Annotated in this window: 17 protein-coding genes; 9 read left to right on the top strand and 8 right to left on the bottom strand. The window is 41.9% G+C overall.

The window, feature by feature from the left end:
- The first annotated feature begins 137 nt into the window (after window positions 1-137).
- The 7 genes from NFU46_RS11195 to NFU46_RS11165 all read left to right on the top strand — a co-directional run bounded on the left by NFU46_RS11195 (window position 138) and on the right by NFU46_RS11165 (window position 7,665).
- A complete protein-coding gene (locus NFU46_RS11195) occupies window positions 138-1,298 on the top strand; it encodes a Gfo/Idh/MocA family protein (RefSeq protein WP_251601861.1) in 1,161 nt (386 codons plus the stop codon).
- Window positions 1,299-1,304: 6 nt separating this feature from the next.
- Window positions 1,305-2,357, top strand: a complete 1,053-nt coding sequence (locus tag NFU46_RS11190) for a sugar phosphate isomerase/epimerase (RefSeq protein WP_251601859.1) — start codon at window positions 1,305-1,307, stop codon at window positions 2,355-2,357.
- A gap of 33 nt (window positions 2,358-2,390) precedes the next feature.
- Entirely contained in the window at window positions 2,391-3,611 is a 1,221-nt protein-coding gene (locus tag NFU46_RS11185; RefSeq protein ID WP_251601856.1) for a sugar MFS transporter, read from the top strand.
- A gap of 24 nt (window positions 3,612-3,635) precedes the next feature.
- The gene (locus tag NFU46_RS11180) at window positions 3,636-4,328 is read left to right on the top strand and encodes a DUF1080 domain-containing protein (protein WP_251601854.1); all 693 of its coding nucleotides are present in this window, start codon (window positions 3,636-3,638) and stop codon (window positions 4,326-4,328) included.
- Between the two features lies 1 nt (window position 4,329).
- A complete protein-coding gene (locus tag NFU46_RS11175) occupies window positions 4,330-6,009 on the top strand; it encodes a GMC family oxidoreductase (RefSeq protein ID WP_251601852.1) in 1,680 nt (559 codons plus the stop codon).
- A gap of 2 nt (window positions 6,010-6,011) precedes the next feature.
- On the top strand, window positions 6,012-6,767 hold the full coding sequence (locus tag NFU46_RS11170; RefSeq protein ID WP_251601850.1) for a gluconate 2-dehydrogenase subunit 3 family protein: 756 nt from the start codon (window positions 6,012-6,014) through the stop codon (window positions 6,765-6,767).
- A gap of 67 nt (window positions 6,768-6,834) precedes the next feature.
- Window positions 6,835-7,665: a sugar phosphate isomerase/epimerase gene (locus tag NFU46_RS11165; protein WP_251601848.1), complete on the top strand. Its 831-nt coding sequence runs from the start codon at window positions 6,835-6,837 to the stop codon at window positions 7,663-7,665.
- Window positions 7,666-7,745: 80 nt separating this feature from the next.
- Here the strand turns inward: NFU46_RS11165 and NFU46_RS11160 are convergent, their stop codons facing one another.
- The gene (locus NFU46_RS11160; RefSeq protein WP_130167606.1) at window positions 7,746-7,997 is read right to left on the bottom strand and encodes a hypothetical protein; all 252 of its coding nucleotides are present in this window, start codon (window positions 7,995-7,997) and stop codon (window positions 7,746-7,748) included.
- Window positions 7,998-8,854: 857 nt separating this feature from the next.
- Here NFU46_RS11160 and NFU46_RS11155 point away from each other — a divergent pair.
- The gene (locus NFU46_RS11155) at window positions 8,855-9,301 is read left to right on the top strand and encodes a hypothetical protein (RefSeq protein ID WP_251601846.1); all 447 of its coding nucleotides are present in this window, start codon (window positions 8,855-8,857) and stop codon (window positions 9,299-9,301) included.
- A 38-nt stretch (window positions 9,302-9,339) separates the two neighbouring features.
- Here NFU46_RS11155 and rnd read toward each other — a convergent pair whose 3' ends face one another.
- From rnd to NFU46_RS11140, 3 genes are all read right to left on the bottom strand, one after another.
- Window positions 9,340-10,470: a ribonuclease D gene (gene rnd / locus NFU46_RS11150; RefSeq protein ID WP_251601844.1), complete on the bottom strand. Its 1,131-nt coding sequence runs from the start codon at window positions 10,468-10,470 to the stop codon at window positions 9,340-9,342.
- Between the two features lie 48 nt (window positions 10,471-10,518).
- On the bottom strand, window positions 10,519-12,180 hold the full coding sequence (gene fadD, locus NFU46_RS11145; RefSeq protein ID WP_251601842.1) for a long-chain-fatty-acid--CoA ligase FadD: 1,662 nt from the start codon (window positions 12,178-12,180) through the stop codon (window positions 10,519-10,521).
- Between the two features lie 117 nt (window positions 12,181-12,297).
- Window positions 12,298-13,149, bottom strand: a complete 852-nt coding sequence (locus NFU46_RS11140; RefSeq protein ID WP_251601840.1) for an alpha/beta fold hydrolase — start codon at window positions 13,147-13,149, stop codon at window positions 12,298-12,300.
- 110 nt (window positions 13,150-13,259) lie between these two features.
- On the opposite strand from NFU46_RS11140, the gene NFU46_RS11135 reads away from it, so the two are divergent.
- A complete protein-coding gene (locus tag NFU46_RS11135) occupies window positions 13,260-14,549 on the top strand; it encodes an alkaline phosphatase (RefSeq protein ID WP_251601838.1) in 1,290 nt (429 codons plus the stop codon).
- A gap of 84 nt (window positions 14,550-14,633) precedes the next feature.
- Here NFU46_RS11135 and NFU46_RS11130 read toward each other — a convergent pair whose 3' ends face one another.
- From NFU46_RS11130 to NFU46_RS11115, 4 genes are all read right to left on the bottom strand, one after another.
- Window positions 14,634-14,957 carry a hypothetical protein gene (locus NFU46_RS11130; protein WP_062565644.1) on the bottom strand — a complete coding sequence of 108 codons (324 nt, stop codon included), beginning with the start codon at window positions 14,955-14,957 and terminating at the stop codon, window positions 14,634-14,636.
- A 76-nt stretch (window positions 14,958-15,033) separates the two neighbouring features.
- Window positions 15,034-15,726, bottom strand: a complete 693-nt coding sequence (gene tsaB / locus NFU46_RS11125) for a tRNA (adenosine(37)-N6)-threonylcarbamoyltransferase complex dimerization subunit type 1 TsaB (protein ID WP_251601836.1) — start codon at window positions 15,724-15,726, stop codon at window positions 15,034-15,036.
- Window positions 15,727-15,736: 10 nt separating this feature from the next.
- Complete coding sequence (locus tag NFU46_RS11120; protein ID WP_251601833.1) at window positions 15,737-17,653, bottom strand: ATP-dependent DNA helicase; 1,917 nt, start codon at window positions 17,651-17,653, stop codon at window positions 15,737-15,739.
- Window positions 17,654-17,757: 104 nt separating this feature from the next.
- Window positions 17,758-19,620 carry a M28 family metallopeptidase gene (locus NFU46_RS11115; protein WP_405030648.1) on the bottom strand — a complete coding sequence of 621 codons (1,863 nt, stop codon included), beginning with the start codon at window positions 19,618-19,620 and terminating at the stop codon, window positions 17,758-17,760.
- Window positions 19,621-19,644 lie beyond the last annotated feature (24 nt).

Raw genomic sequence — 19,644 nt, 5'->3', positions numbered from 1 at the left:
AGCCATATATATTTTAAACGCCGATTTTGTTGCATTGTCAACCGAATTTTTATTAGCGCTTATTGGCTAAGCTTTCCTATTATCAATAACATGACATTAACAGTAGCAGACGCTATTTAAATTTAGGAGCGCTTAAGATGAGCAAAGCTAAGATCCGCATGGCAATGGTAGGCGGTGGCGATGGTGCCTTCATTGGCGCTATTCATCGAATTGCAGCGCGATTAGACGGAATGATAGAGCTTGTTGCAGGCGCATTCAGTTCAGACGCAAACAAATGTAAAGCAACCGGCGAACTACTAGGGCTTGATAGCAGCCGCTGCTACGACAGTTACCATACGCTATTTGCCGAAGAAGCAAAATTACCTGCTGATCAGCGTATTGATTTTGTGGCTATTGTCACCCCAAACCACTTACATTTTCCGGTCGCGAAAATGGCGCTTGAACATGGTTTTCATGTGCTCTCAGATAAACCTGCAACGCTTACTCTCGCAGAAGCAGAGCAATTACAAAGCATTATTGCAAAACAGCAGGTTTTATATGGGTTAACCCACACTTACACCGGTTACCCTATGGTCAAAGAAGCCAAGCATCGCGTAAAAGCAGGCGAGCTCGGCAGTATACGTAAAGTCATTGTTGAGTACACTCAAGGCTGGTTAGCGCACAGCGAAGACGAAGGTTCAAAACAAGCGAGCTGGCGTTTAGACACCAGTAAGTCTGGCATTAGTTGTTGTATGGGCGACATTGGCGTGCATGCAGCTAACTTAGCCGAGTATGTTTCTAATCTCGAAATCACCGAGCTTTGCGCCGATTTAAATCATGTGGTTAAAGGCCGAGCCCTTGATGATGATGGCACCGTGCTTCTTAGATTCAATAATGGTTGTAAAGGCGTTTTACTGGCAAGCCAAATTGCTATTGGCGATGAAAACAACTTACGCCTGCGTATTTATGGCGATAAAGCCAGTCTTGAGTGGTCGCAACTTGAGCCTAATAGCTTATGGCTAAGAGGTCACAATCAAGCTGCAACATTACTTAGAGCAGGCGTGGGTGAATTACACCCTGACACGCAAAATGCCCTGCGTGCCCCTGCCGGTCACCCAGAAGGCTACCTTGAAGCCTTTGCCAATATTTACCGCAATTTTGCAGCGCAGATCCACGCATTTAAGCAAGGCGATAACGCAACAAATTCAGCATTTGATGTGCCTGGCATCAATGAGGCTGTGCGTGGTATGGCGTTTATTGAGCATGTTGTTGCTTCATCGAAGCAAGATACTAAATGGCACAAATTACAGATTGGATAATAAAGAATGAATAAAATCAAAGGGCCAGCAATATTTTTGGCGCAGTTTATTTCAGATCAAGCCCCTTTCAATAGCTTTCGTGGTTTATGTGAGTGGGCAAGTGGTTTAGGTTACAAAGCGATTCAAGTGCCAACCTCAAACCCGACTATTTTTGATTTAGAAAAAGCAGCTCAAAGCCAGCATTACTGCGATGAAGTCACTGGTATTGCCACAGAGTATGGACTTACAATTTCAGAGCTATCAACACATTTGCAAGGCCAGTTAATTGCTGTTCACCCTGCCTACGATGAAATGTTCGATAACTTTGCCGCAGAGCATGTAAAAGGCAACCCTGCAGCGCGAACAAAGTGGGCAACAGAGCAACTGATGATGGCTGCTAAAGCAAGTAAAAACCTTGGCTTAACAACCCATGCGACATTCTCGGGATCTTTTTTATGGCATACCTTTTACCCGTGGCCACAGCGTCCACAAGGACTTGTTGAACAAGGCTTTAGTGAACTTGCTAAGCGTTGGTTACCTATTTTAGATTGCTTTGACGAGCATGGCGTGGACGTGTGTTATGAATTACATCCGGGTGAAGACCTACATGATGGTGTGACATTTGAGCGCTTTTTAGCAGCAACCAATAATCACCCACGCGTTAATATTCTTTATGATCCGAGCCATTTTGTATTGCAACAGCTCGACTATTTAGCGTTTATCGATATTTATCATTCGCGCATTAAGGCGTTTCATGTCAAAGATGCCGAATTTATCGCAAATGGCCGCTCAGGTGTTTATGGCGGATTTCAAAACTGGCAAGACCGACCAGGGCGTTTTCGTTCTTTAGGTGATGGCCAAGTAGATTTTAAGCAAATCTTCAGCAAGTTAACTCAATATGGTTTTGATGGTTGGGCTGTACTTGAATGGGAATGTTGCTTAAAGCACCCAGAAGATGGGGCAAGAGAAGGCGCTGAGTTTATTAAAGCACACTTAATAAACCCAACAGACAAAGCCTTTGACGATTTTGCCAGTGGCACAACAAACACTGAGCGTAATAATCGAATTTTAGGTTTATAAACCGACAACAATAGAACACACAGGACACACAATATGGACAACAATAATTATAACCGCATTGTCTTTCGGCTTTGCTGTATAGCACTGATTGTGACCTCTATGACCTTTGCCATTCGTGCTGGTATTTTAGGTCAACTAGGCAGTGAGTTTGGCTTAACCGACACCGAATTAGGTTGGGTTAACGCCATGGCATTTTTAGGTTTTCCGGTCGCGACTATGGTCGGCGGTATTATTTATAATGCCATTGGCGCGAAGAAATTAGTGGCGTTAGCGTTTATCTGTCATTTACTTGGTCTTGTTTTGACGATAACAGCTGATGGTTTTTGGGGCTTACTGGTTTCTACCTTTTTAATTGGTTTTGCCAACGGCGCTGTTGAAGCTGGCTGTAACCCACTAATTGCAGAAATGTACCCTAAAAACACTACCACTATGCTAAACCGTTTTCATGTTTGGTTCCCAGGTGGCATTGTGATTGGCGCACTTGCGTCGAATTTTATGTCGGGAGCAGGTTTAAACTGGCAATGGCAAGTAGCGTTGATTTTAATTCCTACGGTTATCTATGGCGCTATGCTGATCAAAGCACAATTTCCACGCTTTGATACGCGTACTCACTCTACCAGCAGCAATATTCGCCACTTATTTACGCCGTTATACATCTTTTTAATTGCCTGTATGACGTTTACCGCAACCACTGAATTTGGCACACAACAATGGATTGAGCGTATTTTAGGTTCATCGGGTGCCTCTCCTATGGTGGTATTAGCCCTGATCACCGGCTTAATGGCGGTTGGTCGTTTCTTTGCAGGCCCAATTGTGCATAAGCTCAACCCTACAGGTGTATTACTTGGATCTGCCATTTGTGCAAGCTTAGGTATTTTTATGATGAGCCAAGCCGAGGGCAGCATGATTTATCTAGCAGCGATGCTTTTTGCACTTGGCGTTACCTACTTTTGGCCGACCATGCTTGGCTGCGTTGCAGAATACATTCCAAAGTCAGGGGCGATGGGTATGTCGTTAATGGGCGGTGCAGGCATGTTTGCTATGAGCATCTGGAACCCTGTAATTGGTAGCTGGATAGATACGGCACGCTCATCAGCAGAAGCAAGTGGCGCAAGCGCTGAACAAATTGAAATTTTAGCCGGACAGGCTGTATTACAAAACCTACTGATCTTCCCAATTATTTTAATCGTCGCATTCATTGGGTTGCATTTAGTAATTAATAACAACAAACGCACCGAAAAATGTGCGTCTTAAGCAAGTAAATCGTCGAGGAACACTATGTTTAAATCTCTTAAAGCACTGACTTTAATGCTCACCGTTAGTAGCTGTGCACTCGCTAATGCGGCTGACAATCAGCTAACACAACAAGAAAAGCAAGCTGGCTGGCAGTTGTTGTTTGACGGCAAAGATATGTCGCAATGGCGTAATTTTAAAAGCGAATCTTTAAATCCTGCATGGGTCGTTGAAGATGGCGCTATGACTTTAACCAAAGGTGGTGGCGACCTGCTTACTAAAAAGCAGTACCAAAACTTTGAATTACAGATTGATTGGAAAATCTCTACCAAAGGCAATAGCGGTATTTTTGTGTTAGCTGATGAAACCGGGCAGATGATTTACTCTCATGCACCTGAAATTCAAATTATCGATAACGAAGAACACCCAGATACCGAAATTGACTCGCACTTAGCAGGGTCAATTTACGATTTATTTGCTGCACCAGTTGCGTCGCACAAACCAGCAAATAGCTGGAACCATGTGCGCATTAAAATGCAAGACAACCACTTACAAGTTTGGCAAAACGGTATCAGCACCACCAGCATTGTAATTGGTAGTACAACATGGAACACCCTTGTAAAAGGCAGTAAGTTTGCAACCTGGAAAAACTTTGCAACGGCTGAACAAGGTCATATCGGGCTTCAAGACCATGGTGACAAAGTGTGGTTTAAAAATATAAAAATCAAGGAGCTATAAGATGTCTGATTTTAAACATAAGGTATTAGTTGTTGGCTCTGGTGCTGGCGGTGCAATGGCCGCTTATACGCTAACTAAACTTGGCCACAAAGTGTTATTACTTGAAGCGGGTCGTAATTATGACCCGAAAACAGAAAGCCCGATGTTTCGTCGTAACAACGAAGCCCCACTTATGGGTGCAGGTAACAAAGACAAAAACTTTGGCTTTTACGACGCAACCGTTGATGGCGGCTGGCAAGTACCTGATGAGCCATATACCAGCGCCAAAGGAAGCGACTTTTATTGGTGGCGCGCACGTATGTTAGGTGGTCGAACTAACCACTGGGGCCGCTATTCATTACGTTTTAGTGAGCACGATTTTAAAGGCAAAAGCCGTGATGGTCACGGTGCCGACTGGCCATTTGAATACGCTGATTTAGCACCTTGGTACGATAAAACCGAAGAACTTGTGGGTGTATGTGGCACCAATACAGGCCATGAAGATATGCCAGACTCGTCACCGGGTATTTTACAGCCGCCACCAAAGCCCCGTGTTCCTGAGCTTTTAATTGCCGCTTCTGCAAAGAAAATGGGCATTCAAGCAGTACCGATGCACCGTGCGGTATTAACCCGCCCGAAAGATGATCGCATGGCGTGTTTTTATGCAACGCCTTGTGGCTCAGGTTGTTCAATTGGCGCAGCTTTCCAAACTACGACATCGCTATTACCTATGGCAAAAGCCACCGGCAACTTAAAAGTTATTACCGATGCCATGGTTAAATCAGTCAAAGTTGATGAGCAAGGTAAGGTCACTGGCGTCACCTATGTTGATAAACACACAATAACCGAACATGCTATTGATGCCGATGTGGTTATCTTAGCCGCCAGCGCCTGTGAATCAGCACGTATTTTATTAAACTCAAAGAATAAAAAGCATCCTAAAGGCCTTGCTAACTCAAGTGGCCAAGTAGGTCGAAACTTGATGGATTCGACGGGTGCATGGTTAGGTGCGCAAATTCCGGCACTTAAAGGTCGCCCACGTTATAACGAAGATGGACACACCGCTAATCACTTATTTATTCCTTGGTGGGGTCATCAAGCACAAGCTAACAATGAATTAGATTTCCCACGTGGTTATCACTTTGAAATTGGCAGTGGCTTTGGCCAGCCGGGTTCGGGTGTGTCAGGTGATAAACAAGGCTATGGCCCAGCTCTTAAACAACAAATTCGTGATGCATATGGCTCTTACGTTGGCTTTGCTCTTCGTGGCGAGATGTTACCGAACAAAGATACCTACATGGAAATTGACGAAAACGTTAAAGACAAATGGGGTATTCCGGTATCAAAATTCCACTTTAAGTGGTCTGACAGAGAATTAAAGCAAATCGAACATGGTTTAAAAACTGCGAAGCAAATTCTAGAAAACATGGGTGCGACCGTTGGCGAACTCCCACCTGCTGAAAAAGCAATTTCAAAAGGTGGCGAAATCATTCACGAAGTGGGCACCACACGAATGGGCAGCTCAAAGAAAGACTCTGTCACCAATCAATGGGGTCAAACGTGGGATTGTAATAACCTATTTGTAATGGATGCGGGTGTATTTGCTTCTAACCCTCATAAAAACTGTACGCTCACCATCATGACACTGGCAATGCGTAATTCAACTTGGCTTGCTCAACAAATTGATAACGGGGTACTTTAATTATGCATCATCGTAACGAACACGACTCATATAACTATGTTTCAAACATGAGCCGCCGTGAGTCTTTAAAATGGCTTGGTCTATTAGCTGCAGGCTCGGCGATTGGTTTAACTGCTGGCTGCACAAAAGCACTGGAAGATGACGTTGCAGTCTCTGCAAAAGAGCATTGGCCTGATTTAGATATCAAGCCTGTAACCGCTAAAGGCTATGGTCAAGATCCTAATTTGGTGATGCCACCAGAATCACCTTGGCCACTGACCTTAACAGCAGACGAACTTACGTTGGTAGCGCTTTTATCTGATTACATTGTACCGCGCGAAGGCGCTATTCCTTCAGCCAGTGAGCTACAAGTACCGGCCGTTATTAATGAATGGGTAAGCGCACCTTATGAAGGCCAACAACGCGATAGAATTAAAATTTTAAATTCATTAGCTTGGCTTAACGATGAAGCACAACTTCGTTTTAAAAAGCAATTTGTTGCACTTAATGAAAAGCAACATCGCGCGATTTTAGACGATATTGCGTTTTTAAACGAGCAAACACCTGTTCAATTTCAGCGCATTGGTAAAGCCTTTTTACGCTTTAAAGAGTTAGTGCTTGCTGCCTTTTTCTGTACGCCAGAGGGCTGTAAAGACATTGGTTACCTTGGTAATGTGCCTATTGCAGGTGATTACCCTGGCCCTTCTGATGAAGCAAAAGCCCATTTAGATCAGGTTTTAGCTGAGCTTGGTCTGAGCGAGTACGCCTATACCGATTAACTTTCCCCCTTGTGTTATTTGTAACACAGTGCAGGGGGTCACTCCCCTGCTTTTTTAGGATTTAAGTATGTTTAAAACCCGCATTTTATTACTCATTATCAGCCTTGTATTTAGTGGTCAATTATTCGCAAAACTGCCCGTGAGTGTACAGCTATGGTCAGTCAAAGACACCTTAAAAAATGACTTTCATGGTACGCTTAAATCACTTGCCGAAATGGGGTTTGACGGCGTGGAGTTTGCCGGAGATTTTGGCCCATACTCACATAACCCAGCAGCCTTAAAAACAAAGCTTAGTGAATTAGGCTTAGTTGCCAGTAGTGCCCATATAGGCTTTGATGCACTCAGTGAAAACACCATTGGTAGCACCCTGCTGTTTTACAAAACCCTTGGCGTTACTACACTTTATGTACCTTGGGATGAAAGAGCATGGCACCCTGAGGGAGTTAAATCTCTGGTTAAAGAGCTTACTAAGGTCTGTGATTACGCAACCCGCTTTGATATGAAGATCGGTTTTCACAATCATAATAAAGAGTTTAATGCATTTAATAACGCAACGTTTTGGGATTATATTGCCACTAATACACCCAAGACCATGCCATTGCAGTTAGATATTGGCTGGGTCAATTACGCTGCTAAAGATCCAATCTACTTTATTAAAAAGTACCCTAACCGCACTCTTGCTACGCACATTAAAGTACGTACAGTTGAGAGTAGCAACATGAGCCCGATTATCGGCGAAAACAACATTGATTGGCCTGCCATCATCGATACTTTAGAGTCGCACGGCAACACCAAGTGGTTAGTGCTTGAGCAAGAAGAATACCCAACTGGATTAACCCCACTACAAAGCGTTGCTAAATCGAAACAAAATTTAGATAAGATTTTACTTGGTTTGTAGGGTTATTTTAGGAATGAGCTCGCTTTAAAAACGTGAGCTCATGGCTTGGATTTAAAAAGTCGTTCACTCATAGCTCTATATTAAGGTTCATCTTGCCAAGAGCTACTACCTTCAGTACGTTTTGCAAAGCTTTCTGGTTTCCTGATCGGTTTATCTATGCTTTTATAGAATATCAAGATTCCAGCTCCACCTATGACGGGGAGTAACCAAACCAGAACTATTTGTGCTACTTTTTGAAAAGTTTCAAAATCATTTCTTTTATAAATTACTAAACTAATCAAAATATTGAACACTATTAGCAACCCCAAGCCTGCTAGTGCATAGTTTTCCATATCTTAATCCTATTGATGTCAAAAACATTCAGTAAAAACGACCGAACGACGGCTTAAATTGTTTGTTATACGCTTTAAAACGAACAGCTAATCGTCCTTTCTTCGGTGTTTAAAGATAAATCGCCCAAATTGAAAACACAAAACTAAAAATACAATGAGAAAAATGAGCCCATTTGCCCACTCAGGCAAAAACTCCACAATCTTCGGAGCAATGAGTTTAAGAATACCGAAAACTGCTACGATGAGAAGAATGAATGCAGTCCCTTTCACAAAAGCGCTCCTAAATTTCCGTTCTATGCATCTGTTTATATTTTAAAAGTACCAACGCCAAAATTAATTGCGGGAATATCCTTAAACGTACCACCCATCTCGCATAGGGACATAAAGGGTGGCTATATTAACAAGCGAGGACGATTCACACTCTTTAATCCCAGCATGTTCCTCCCAGCTCTACTGCGGTTTGTTATGTGGCTTACCCCTTTGATATAGTTTTAACAAATTACTTAAAGTATTTCTATAACTAGTTTTTAAAAGCTTTTATGTAAAGTTAAATACATTAATATACTCGCATCGTTCATTTTCTTAAATGATATGTGCAAAGAACAGCTTAGCAGTTTTCAAAGGCTCATTATCCTTAATGAAGATATATAACGTGGCTTATTCTACCAACCTACTTTACATTTATTATTATATCTTTCACCGTTCAATATCTCATTTAATTTCAACAAGCTAAATAAAACACAGCATTAAAAATTAATAATAAAACATTAAAAACAGCTTTTACTTTCATTTTTTTGGCAGATTGTTTTATCTAAGTAGCGAAGTACTATATTAAAAAAGCCTCTCAGGGACTGAGAATGAAAGTATTGAATTTAAGGAAGAGTTCAGAGAAAAGCACACTTGCGATCCTCGTGACTTTAGCCGTCTTAACATTGTCTATTCTAAAAGCGACATCCCAAAAGCATCCACTTTATGACCTGCTTTTGCTGGCTTTTATGCTTACATCGTTAATAATTATTTTATTGGTATTGAGCAGTAAAAATGAGCTGACTATATGTCGACACGGTATTTTTTATAGCTCAGCGTTTGGAAATGTTCATATTGAACCAAACAAAACTAAACTAATTAAACAATACTCTAAATATGGTTTTAATTGTGTGGTAATCATTGGTCATGGCTACTTTATATTCGCGCCATTTTATTATTTAACATCGAAACAAAAACAACGATTAAAACGATATGATAATAACGTGCTGCATTGGTTAGAGGTTACACGTAAACGCAGCAAGTTTCAGGGCTTTTAATGCAAGTCAAAGCATAAAAAGCCCTTTGAGATAGTTACTTAGTTTTGCCACTCTTTAAGTACGTCTTTCACATACTCATAGCGCCATGAGTTAAACAGATCTGGCTTTGATGCAGCTTTACGCTCATCAGCATCGAGCTTCCAATTCCAGCTGATCAGCTGGTTAATCTGTTTTTTAGAGGCCAATACATCTTCAGGAATACCCTGCTCTTTTGCAGCTTTGGTAATTTTTTGTTTAATATCTTTAGCGGCTTTTTTGTATGCCGGAAAATCGATTAAACGTTTTAGTTGTGCAGGTTGTTCGCTAACAGGAACGGCTTTACCACGCTCAATACATTTTAAAATTTCTACGCCTGAACGGTTAACTTCCATTGGTTCAACACCTGGCACTCTGCGTAACGCATTTAAACTTACAGGCTTGCGCTTAGCAATTTCAACCATGTTGTGCTCTTTTACCACGAAGTTAAGCGCGAGGTTTTTGCGCTCTGCCTTTTCACGGCGCCATGCGGCAAGTTCGCGCAATACAGCTAAGTCGTACGGTCGTAATTGCCAAGCATTTTTAATATCTTTGTAAAGCTGCTCTGCAGGTGGTTGGTAAGCACGTTTTTGCGCGACTAACTCGCTTTCGCTGATCACAATGTCAAAAAAGCCTGCTTCATCAATTTGTTCTTTAATAATTTCAAAACAAGGCAGTAAGTGATACGTATCAGCAGCGGCATAATCTAGCTGCTTTTCTGTGAGTGGGCGCTGTAACCAGTTCGTGCGTGATTCGCTTTTATCTATTTCGATATCAAGCAACTCTTTAACCATGTGGGCAAAGCCCATGCAGTTACCATGACCTAGTATTTGTAGAGCAAATTGGGTATCAAACAGCGGTGTTGGTACAAAGCCAGCGTATTTTTGAAACACTTCAATATCTTCTGACGGTGAATGCAGTACCTTTAACACTTCTGGGTTTTTAAGTACTTGCCAAAAATCAAAAAGCGACAACTCAGCCAGAGGGTCGATTAACGCTAAATGCTCACCATCGTATACTTGAATAAGTGCAACTTCAGGGTAAAGCGTACGACGACGCATAAACTCGGTATCAATTGCCAGTACCGGTTTTCCTGTTATTTTTTCTACAAAATCATTTAATTGATTTTGCGTTTCGATCAGTTGATATTGCACTTATACCCCTTTCTTTACCATAAAAAAGCCGGCTAATGCCGGCTTTAATTATTTTTCTTCGTCCTTTAAGGCTCTTCTTAGAATCTTACCAACGTTTGTTTTTGGTAGTTCATCTCTAAACTCAACGAGTTTAGGCACCTTATAGTTCGTTAAATTATCACGACAGTGCTTTATTATATCTTTTTCAGTTAAAGATTGATCTTTTTTCACAACAAAAACTTTAACTTGTTCGCCACTGACCTCATGAGGGATACCAATAGCTGCCACTTCAAGCACGCCTTCGTGCATAGCAACAACTTCTTCGATCTCATTTGGGAACACGTTGAAGCCAGATACAATAATCATGTCTTTCTTACGATCAACAATATAGAAGAAACCTTCATCATCGTAAGTTGCAATATCACCCGTTGCAAACCAACCGTCTTTTAAGCATTCGGCTGTTGCATCTGGGCGGTTGTAATAACCTTGCATAACTTGTGGGCCTTTAACCCAAAGCTCGCCTGGCTCACCTTTTGCTGCTTCTTCACCATTTTCAAGCATAAGCTTAATATCAGTGCTAGGAGCAGGTAAACCAATTGAACCGTTATAACCTTCGAGGTCGTAGGGGCTAACAGTTACAAGTGGTGCACACTCAGTTAGGCCATAACCTTCCATTAATTTGGTTTTTGTTACAGCTTGCCATTTTTCAGCAACTGGACGCTGTACCGCCATGCCACCGCCAAGTGACATTTTTAGGCTTGAGAAATCAAGTTCAGCAAAACCTGGGGTATTTAGTAAACCGTTAAATAGCGTATTTACACCCGTTACAGCAGTAAATTTGTGTTGTGCTAACTCTTTTACAAAGCCAGGCATATCACGAGGGTTTGTAATAAGTACGTTTAAACCACCGTATTTCATAAATGTTAGGCAGTTCGCAGTCAAAGCAAAGATGTGATAAAGCGGCAGTGCTGTAATAACCACTTCTTTTCCGCGATCTAAAACGTTATCTAGACAACCTGAAACTTGTTCAAGGTTACCAACCATGTTGCCATGCGATAGCATTGCACCTTTAGATACACCGGTTGTTCCACCTGTGTATTGCAAAAATGCTAAGTCGTTTAAATCAACATCTGGCTTTTTATAGCTCGCTTCGTTACCAGCAAGTGTATCGGCAAATTTGATTACATTTGGCAATGAGTAGCTAGGCACCATTTTCTTAACGTGCTTAACCACAAAGTTAACGATGTGCTTTTTAAGGCCGCCCACCATGTCACCTACTTGGGTAACCACAATGTGCTTAACGTTGGTTTTTGGTAATGCTTTTTCTAGAGTATCGGCAAAGTTAGCAAGAATGAAAATTGCTGATGACTCTGAGTCATTTAACTGATGCTCTAATTCACGCACGGTGTAAAGTGGGTTTACGTTCACCACTACACAGCCTGCACGAAGAATACCTAAAATAGTAACAGGCGTTTGCAGTAGATTCGGCATCATCACCGCTACTTTATCGCCTTTTTTCAGACCAAGATCATTTTGAATGTACGACGCAACACGTTTTGTAGCACTGTCTAACTCACTATAGGTCAACACTTTACCCATGTTGGTAAAGGCTGGAAGGTCACTATAGTCAGCAAAACTTTTTTCAAACAAGTCGAGTAGCGAGTGATAATGCTCAGGGTCGATTGTTTCAGGCATACCTTCTGGGTAGCGTTTAAGCCAGATTTTTTCCACTCTTAGCTCCTGTTTATAATTATATTTTTTAATAACCTTAATCTAACTAAGGCCGTTTCTCAATGGAGTAAATACTCTAATGGTGCAGATAATCCCACATTTGGTGCAATTATACAATTAACTTGCTTTATACTGCCCAATAAATGCATGAATGTGTTCTAAGGTTAATGCAGGACTTTGCATATGGCAATGGTGACCTCCAGGTATCTCATGAATTTTTAACTCCTTGTAATATTTACCATATGCCTCTAGGTTATCCCTAACAAAAGGATACCCCTTATCCCCTAAGATAAGCTGACATGGTGCGGTAATTTGTTTGATGGTTGCAATACATTGCGACTCATCAAAGCGAAATCCTGAGTGATTTTTAAGCTTAGGATCGGTTGTTAAATACCACTTACCTGCTTTTTCGTAACTATTTCTTGTCATTAATAGCTCTGCTTGTGGGTATTCAAGGTCGCCACTTGCAAGCCTTGCACTAATAATGTGCGCTATTGAGTCAAATGCACGAGGGCCTTTGCTGTTTACCCGCGCTCTATTTAATATCGCTTTACGAAGTTGGCTGCTCATTTCATTACTGTTGGTTGTAACGCAGCCAATTCCCTCAATAAAGTTTACCGATGCCACCTTTTCAGGAAAGCAGCTCGCAAAAACACCAGCGACCATGGCGCCCATAGAATGGCCAACTAAATGCACTTTCGTTACATCAAGTGACTCAATAAACTTATATACATCATCAACATAATCAATAAAGTAATAGTGGGCGTCACTGCTTCGCCAATCAGATAAACCATGGCCAGGAAAATCAAGGCAATACCAACGCTGGTTTAACTGCGCGTTTTGTAACATAGGTATGTAACTATGTGCGTTATCAAGCCAACCATGTAAGGCAATCACAACCTCTTCGCCATGACCAAAGGTTAGGCCATGCATTGCCTGAGTGCCAGTTTGAAAAGAAAAAGGTTGCACAATTGCTCCTATTTATTAAGCGTTTCAACTTAAAGGCGTTTATTTATCGTCTGGCTAGTATACAATAATCCTCGCAGTATAAATAAGGGCACAATAATAAGGTTACATCAATGAAATTAAAATTAAGTCTTTTAGCATTATTATGCTCAGCAGGCTCAGTAATGGCTGAATCAGCACCAAAAAACATCATTTATATGATTGGTGATGGTATGGGCCCGGCGTACACAACTGCATATCGTTACTTTAAAGATGATCCAAATACTAAAGTTGTTGACCCAACTGTTTTCGATACTATTTTGCGTGGTATGGCACATACCTACCCTGATGATCATACCTATGTAACAGACAGCGCAGCGGGTGCAACAGCTCTGAGCAGTGGTCATAAAAGTTATAATGGCGCAATTGCCGTTGATACTGATAAAAAACCAGTAAAAACTATGCTTGAAGTTGCTAAAGAGCGTGGCATGACAACAGCACTCGTAGCTACTTCGCAAATCAACCACGCTACACCAGCAAGCTTTGCTTCGCACAACGAATCACGCCGTAACTACGACGAAATTGCTAACGACTATATCGATAACAAAATCGCGGGTAAATTACCGGTTGATTTAATGCTTGGTGGCGGCACGAAATATTACGTTCGTGAAGACCGTAACCTTGTAGAAGAGTTTAAAGCGGCTGGCTATCAGTACAGCGATGACTTTGCAGCAATGAATGACTTAAAGCAAGTTCCAGCGCTTGGTTTATTCGCTGAAGTCGGTTTACCGTTTGCGCTTGACGAAAATCCAACGCGCCTTACGCAAATGACAACGAAAGCACTTGATTTACTTGATGGTCAAAACGACAAAGGGTTCTTTGTGATGATCGAAGGCAGCCAAATTGACTGGTGTGGTCATGCAAACGACATTGCATGTGCAATGGGCGAAATGGATGACTTTGCTAAATCAATTGAACAAGCAAAAGCGTATGTAGATAAAAACCCTGATACCCTGCTTGTTATCACTGCCGATCACTCAACAGGTGGCTTAACACTCGGTGCTCATGGTCAATATAAGTGGGAAACAGACGTGATTAAAGGTGTTAAAGCAACAGCTGGCACTATCACAAAAGATCTACTTGAAAGCGATGACTTAAAAGCAGTATGGCAAAAGTATTCTGATATCGAATTCACTGATGCTAACAGCATTAAGCTAAGCGAAGCTAAGAAAATGGGCGAGAAAGCACTGCTACTTGCTGTAAAAGATATTATCAATCATGCCAGCTTCACAGGTTGGACTACTGGCGGCCACACCGCTATTGATGTACAAGTGTTTGCCTATGGTAAACGAGCAGAAGCTTTCTACGGTTCGCAAAACAATACTGCGATTGCCGACAAGCTGATTGATTTTATTAAGCAGTAATTTATATTGAATACTGTCCAATCATAAAAAAAGCCTAAACATATTGTTTAGGCTTTTTTTTATGAATTCAGTATTAGCAATTAGCTAAGCATATACATCAACGCCAATAAGGCTTTGCACTTCGGCGCGGCGCTCTAAGTTAGCAAATTCCGTATAGGTTGAAATAGCGCGACTGGTTTTTGGGTTGCTTGGTTTATCATAAATTGTTTGCTGATAGCTTTGCGACTCAGCTTTAAATTCATCAGCAATAGCAACAGCTTGAGGGCTTGATTTAACATACTCTGTTGACGATTTTTGCTCAGCCGTTTGGTCTGATATCGCTTTAGGCTTATCAGTAACGGTATTTTTACGGCTATATTGACCGGGAATGTCACCGGTATAAAAGCCTGAGCCAATAGGTAAAGTCAAACTCGTAATTCCACATCAAACATGACTAAATTATGTGCCATAACTGACAAGCGCGCAAGTCTCGTTACTCTCTCAGTTACTCTCGGCCTGGTAGCTTTTTCCAAGTCACTGTATCACGAACATATTTAGGCTGCGCATTGGCTGCAGTCACTGTATCACCGTTAGCGAATGCAGTGGCAACCGAGGCCAGCATGTACTTTGCATCAGGCAGTAAAATGTTTTCATTTAGACTTACATTTGCAAGTTCTGTAACAAGTGCAGGATAGGTTTTCCAACCCGTACCCACCGCTGCCGCCGTTGTTTCAGGTAACGTTAGCAACTCAGGTTTAATAACTTGTTCTTCATCAACTAGCGTCATTAAGCCATTATCATCAGCTTTATAATGAGCGTAATAAATCTCACCCATACGTGCATCAATCGCAGAAAACACATCGCTGGCTTGGTCTTGTTCAAACGCTTGTTGCGCCATCATCTGCAATGTTGATACGCCAACCAGAGGTAAGCGTGCGGCATAAGCTAAACCTTGTGCAATCGCAACACTAATACGCACGCCCGTAAAGCTACCCGGTCCTTGACCAAAACCAATTACATCTAAATCGGTTAGTTTACATTGCGCCTTTGCGAGTAACTCATCAATTAAAGGCAAAATCTTTTGGCTGTGCTGCTGAGGGCACTCTTCAAAATGATGAAATGTTTGCCCTTGATAATGTAGCACCAGCGATAAAGCTTCAGTTGATGCATCTAAGGCAAGAATATTGTGTTTAATCATCTAAGTTACTCTAATTGATCTGTTCTAAAAACGCGTTTGCCATTGCTAAGTCGCGCGTGCGGCGCATGGGTGGCAAACTTTTTAAAAATACTTGGCCGTAATGGCGTGTTACTAGGCGGTTATCGCAAATAACCAGCACACCTTTATCTTTACTATCGCGAATAAGTCGCCCTACCCCTTGCTTTAATGCAATGACCGCTTGAGGTAATTGAATATGTGCAAATGGGTCTTTGCCTTGTAACTGGCAATCTTGCATTTTTGCTTGCAATAATGGGTCATCAGGTGCGGCAAACGGCAATTTGTTAATGATAACACAACTTAATGTGCTGCCTCTAACATCTACGCCTTCCCAAAATGAGGCTGTGCCGAGTAATACGGCATTACCGTGACGGGTAAACTTCTCAAGGATAATGCGTTTAGACATTTGCCCTTGCATATAAACCGGATAATCCATTTGTGTAGTTAAACCTTCCGCCACTAAGTGCATCATACGATAACTAGTAAAGAGCACAAAGCAGCGACCTTTTGCTGATTTAATTAACTCAAGGGTCAGCTTGATAATAGCATGAGGCATATTATTCGCATGAGACTCAGGTAAGTAGCGTGGTAAGCAAAGTAGCGCTTGTTGTTGATAATCAAACGGACTTTCAACAATCATGCTTTGCGTTGGCTTTAAGCCAAGGCTAGCGTTAAAGTGTTCTAATTCGTTATCGACCGATAAAGTCGCTGATGTAAACACAAAACCTGCTCCTGTGTCTTTCATCATTTGTGCGAATTTAGCCGATACATTTAGCGGTGTAATGTTTACCGTTAGGTATCGGCGAGTGGTTTCGTACCAATAACTATAGCCCGTTTGGGCTGTATCAAATACCCGCTCTAACTGACCTTTAAAGGCCAGCGTACGCTCAAACGGATGCTCTATTTTTTCGCTACGGTCTAAGCATAACTTTAATACTTGGTATAAAAAGTCGAGGTCGCTAATTACTCGGTGCAGTGCTGCACAAATATCTTTATCAGCCAGCTTTTCACGCCAATCACCACGACTACCATCAACCCCAAACTGCAAACGTAAATCTGCCACGCTGGTTTCTAACTTGTTGAGGGTTTTACCTAATTGCAGCATATCCGGGATATCTGCACGGTATATTGCTCGTAAGTCATTAATTAAATCCACCAGCTTTTTAGTGCTAACACTTTCGCCAAAATAGTCACTGGCAATTTCACTAAGCTGATGCGCCTCATCAAAAATATAGGCATCTGCCGTAGGCATTAATTCAGCAAAACCCGTGTCTTTTACAGCCATATCGGCAAAGAATAAATGATGGTTGATCACCACCACGTCAGCTTCCATGGCATTTAAGCGGGCTTTACGAATATAGCAATCTTGAAAATCGGGGCACTCTTTACCTAAACAGTTATCTGCGGTTGAGCTAACATAAGGCAGTACCTTAGCGTCTTCTTCTATGCCAATACAATCTGCTAAATCGCCTGAACGGGTTTCACTTGCAAACTTTGCCACCATCGCGAGTTGATGCATTACATCAGGATCATCTGTTGGTACATGCGCAACATGCTGACTTAAGCGATAGGTACACAAATAATTCGCACGTCCTTTTAAAAGGGCGACTTTTTTAGTGGCGCTCAGAGCTTTGACTAAGTTGGGTAAATCACGGTGGAACAACTGCTCTTGTAGTGCTTTTGACCCCGTAGAGATGATGGTTTTGCCTTTTGATTTTAACGCAGGCGCTAAGTAAGCGTAGGTTTTACCCGTGCCTGTGCCCGCCTCAACCACTAATTGGTGACGTTTTTTTAAGGCATCATCAACCGCAACAGCCATGTCAATTTGTGGCTGCCGAGGAGTATATCCATCAAGAGAAAGTGCAAGGGGGCCAGTGGCACTGAAAAGTTGTTTGATAAACTTCGCCAATAGATTAAAAGTGATGGGCAGATTTTACGTAACTGACTTGCCAAGGGCAAGACTAAATGAGGAAGCAAAGCTTCCTCATGGTTAAAAGTATGATTGGGTTTAAATCATTGTCCTTGAATCGTTAATGTAACGCCCGATGCAGCTCTGTAACCTTGTAAATCTATGTACCAAGTACCACCTTGTGGGTTATCAAATTGACAACTTTCTTCGTTACCATTTTTGTACGGCCGACAAAGATAATTTGAACTTGTTGACGCTGAGCCATAGTTAACATACAAATCTGCATCGCCACTACCGCCAGAAATAGTCACCGTTAAATTACTGAGGCCTGCGGGTATTTGTTGAGTAAAGCGCTGCCAACTTCCGGTAGCCACACTCACGTTTGTCTCAGTTCGGTCAACGCTTTCGCCGCCACCTGAGGTGCTATAACTTCCCGTGAGTGACACATTCGAAATCTTATTCCACGCTTCAACCATGACATGATACGTGCCAGTTTGAACTGACGACATCACACAGCTTTCATTACTTGTAGAGGTTGTGCTTTTACAATCAAAGTCCTGTAAGGTCGGCTTACTGCCAAATTTAACGTATAAATCGGCATCACCGGAGCCCCCCTCAGTTACAAACTCAAGGTTACTGCTCATTGCGGGTACTTCAAGCGTAAAGAATAGCTGCTCTTTTGCTGCGCCCGCCAAACCCGTTTTAGCTACGCCATTTTCAAGCTGATTAGTCGGCTCCGTTACTACATCACCGGCATTTTTTGCCATTTCAGCAACATAACTCACTGCTAGTTTTGCAAATTTACTCGCGTGAGCCGCATCAAATTGGGCATCATTTGATGTGTGGATCAATGGGTTAATGTCACTCATTGTTGATTCAAATGGCATTGAGGCGGCAAACCCTTGTTGATACCAAGAGGCATGATCTGAGCAGCCATAACCACATTGATCAAAGCCATAGCTCACTGTGGGCTGGTAAGCATCAAGCAACTGCGATAAATACTGATTTTGCGAAGAGTTTGTGTAGTCCGTCATCATCACAATATCTGTGCTACTGCCGTTATTACCAGTCATATCAAACTGCACCATACCTACAACATTCTTACCCTGTGTTTTATAACTTTGAGCAATATCTTTTGAGCCCCTAAGGCCTACTTCTTCAGCGGCAAACCCCATAATTTGAATGGTTCGCTGAGGTTGGTAATTATTTTCCACAATTGCTTTGAGGGTTTGTGTGAGCACTGCAATACCAGAGGCGTTATCATCTGCACCGGGAGCACGACCATTACTTGGATTAGACTGATTGATTGAGTCTAAATGACCACCAATAACGACGATTTCATCTGCTTTTTCTGCACCAGGAATAGTCACAATAACTGATGACTGGGAAAAGCTATGGTTAAAATATTCAACACTGATATCACTGCGACTACTGGCTAATTGTTGCCAATGGCTCTTTAACCAATCTGCTGCATCAACACCACTTTGCACTGAATAATATCGGTTATGAAAGTTCATCATGCTATTAACCGTATCGCTCAGTTCGCTACTATCAATCGATGATATTAGTGCATTGACTGTCGCGGCATTATCTATACTGTAGTTTACTAGGCTCGCATTCATAGCTGTCTGAGATACAGCATTTAATTGCTGAGTATAGAGCTCTGCATCTGCTAATGAATCATGGGCTACAAAACCACCGCAGCGATGATAGTTATCGTGCATAAACTCACTTAACCCAGCTATATCCTGCTTGTTAACGCGCATAAAATTAACTTGATTCAAAGCCGATTTTTGCATCGCAAAATTGCTGTTTAATTTACGTTTACTCAGTGTATCTTGTTGAAAGTGCTCTGCAGCAAGGGCATCAATGGTGACCCAAATTGTTTCGTCTTGCGCTGCATAACTTACTTGGCTTAGTGACAGTGTGGCAAAGCCCATTAAGCACTGTGTTAGACGGGTTGTCATAATCAATCCTTTTATGATTTGCAT

Source organism: Pseudoalteromonas sp. NCCP-2140 (assembly GCF_023708065.1).
Taxonomy (GTDB): domain Bacteria; phylum Pseudomonadota; class Gammaproteobacteria; order Enterobacterales; family Alteromonadaceae; genus Pseudoalteromonas.
Note: the sequence above shows the minus strand (reverse complement) of the source record. Positions and strands in the feature narration are given on the sequence as shown.

What these genes read in the sequence shown, in the direction of transcription:
- NFU46_RS11195 (WP_251601861.1), top strand. Translation starts at nt 138, where the DNA reads ATGAGCAAAGCTAAGATCCGCATGGCAATGGTAGGCGGTGGCGATGGT.
- NFU46_RS11190 (WP_251601859.1), top strand. Translation starts at nt 1,305, where the DNA reads ATGAATAAAATCAAAGGGCCAGCAATATTTTTGGCGCAGTTTATTTCA.
- NFU46_RS11185 (WP_251601856.1), top strand. Translation starts at nt 2,391, where the DNA reads ATGGACAACAATAATTATAACCGCATTGTCTTTCGGCTTTGCTGTATA.
- NFU46_RS11180 (WP_251601854.1), top strand. Translation starts at nt 3,636, where the DNA reads ATGTTTAAATCTCTTAAAGCACTGACTTTAATGCTCACCGTTAGTAGC.
- NFU46_RS11175 (WP_251601852.1), top strand. Translation starts at nt 4,330, where the DNA reads ATGTCTGATTTTAAACATAAGGTATTAGTTGTTGGCTCTGGTGCTGGC.
- NFU46_RS11170 (WP_251601850.1), top strand. Translation starts at nt 6,012, where the DNA reads ATGCATCATCGTAACGAACACGACTCATATAACTATGTTTCAAACATG.
- NFU46_RS11165 (WP_251601848.1), top strand. Translation starts at nt 6,835, where the DNA reads ATGTTTAAAACCCGCATTTTATTACTCATTATCAGCCTTGTATTTAGT.
- NFU46_RS11160 (WP_130167606.1), bottom strand. Translation starts at nt 7,997, where the DNA reads ATGGAAAACTATGCACTAGCAGGCTTGGGGTTGCTAATAGTGTTCAAT.
- NFU46_RS11155 (WP_251601846.1), top strand. Translation starts at nt 8,855, where the DNA reads ATGAAAGTATTGAATTTAAGGAAGAGTTCAGAGAAAAGCACACTTGCG.
- NFU46_RS11135 (WP_251601838.1), top strand. Translation starts at nt 13,260, where the DNA reads ATGAAATTAAAATTAAGTCTTTTAGCATTATTATGCTCAGCAGGCTCA.
- tsaB (WP_251601836.1), bottom strand. Translation starts at nt 15,726, where the DNA reads ATGATTAAACACAATATTCTTGCCTTAGATGCATCAACTGAAGCTTTA.
- NFU46_RS11115 (WP_405030648.1), bottom strand. Translation starts at nt 19,620, where the DNA reads ATGACAACCCGTCTAACACAGTGCTTAATGGGCTTTGCCACACTGTCA.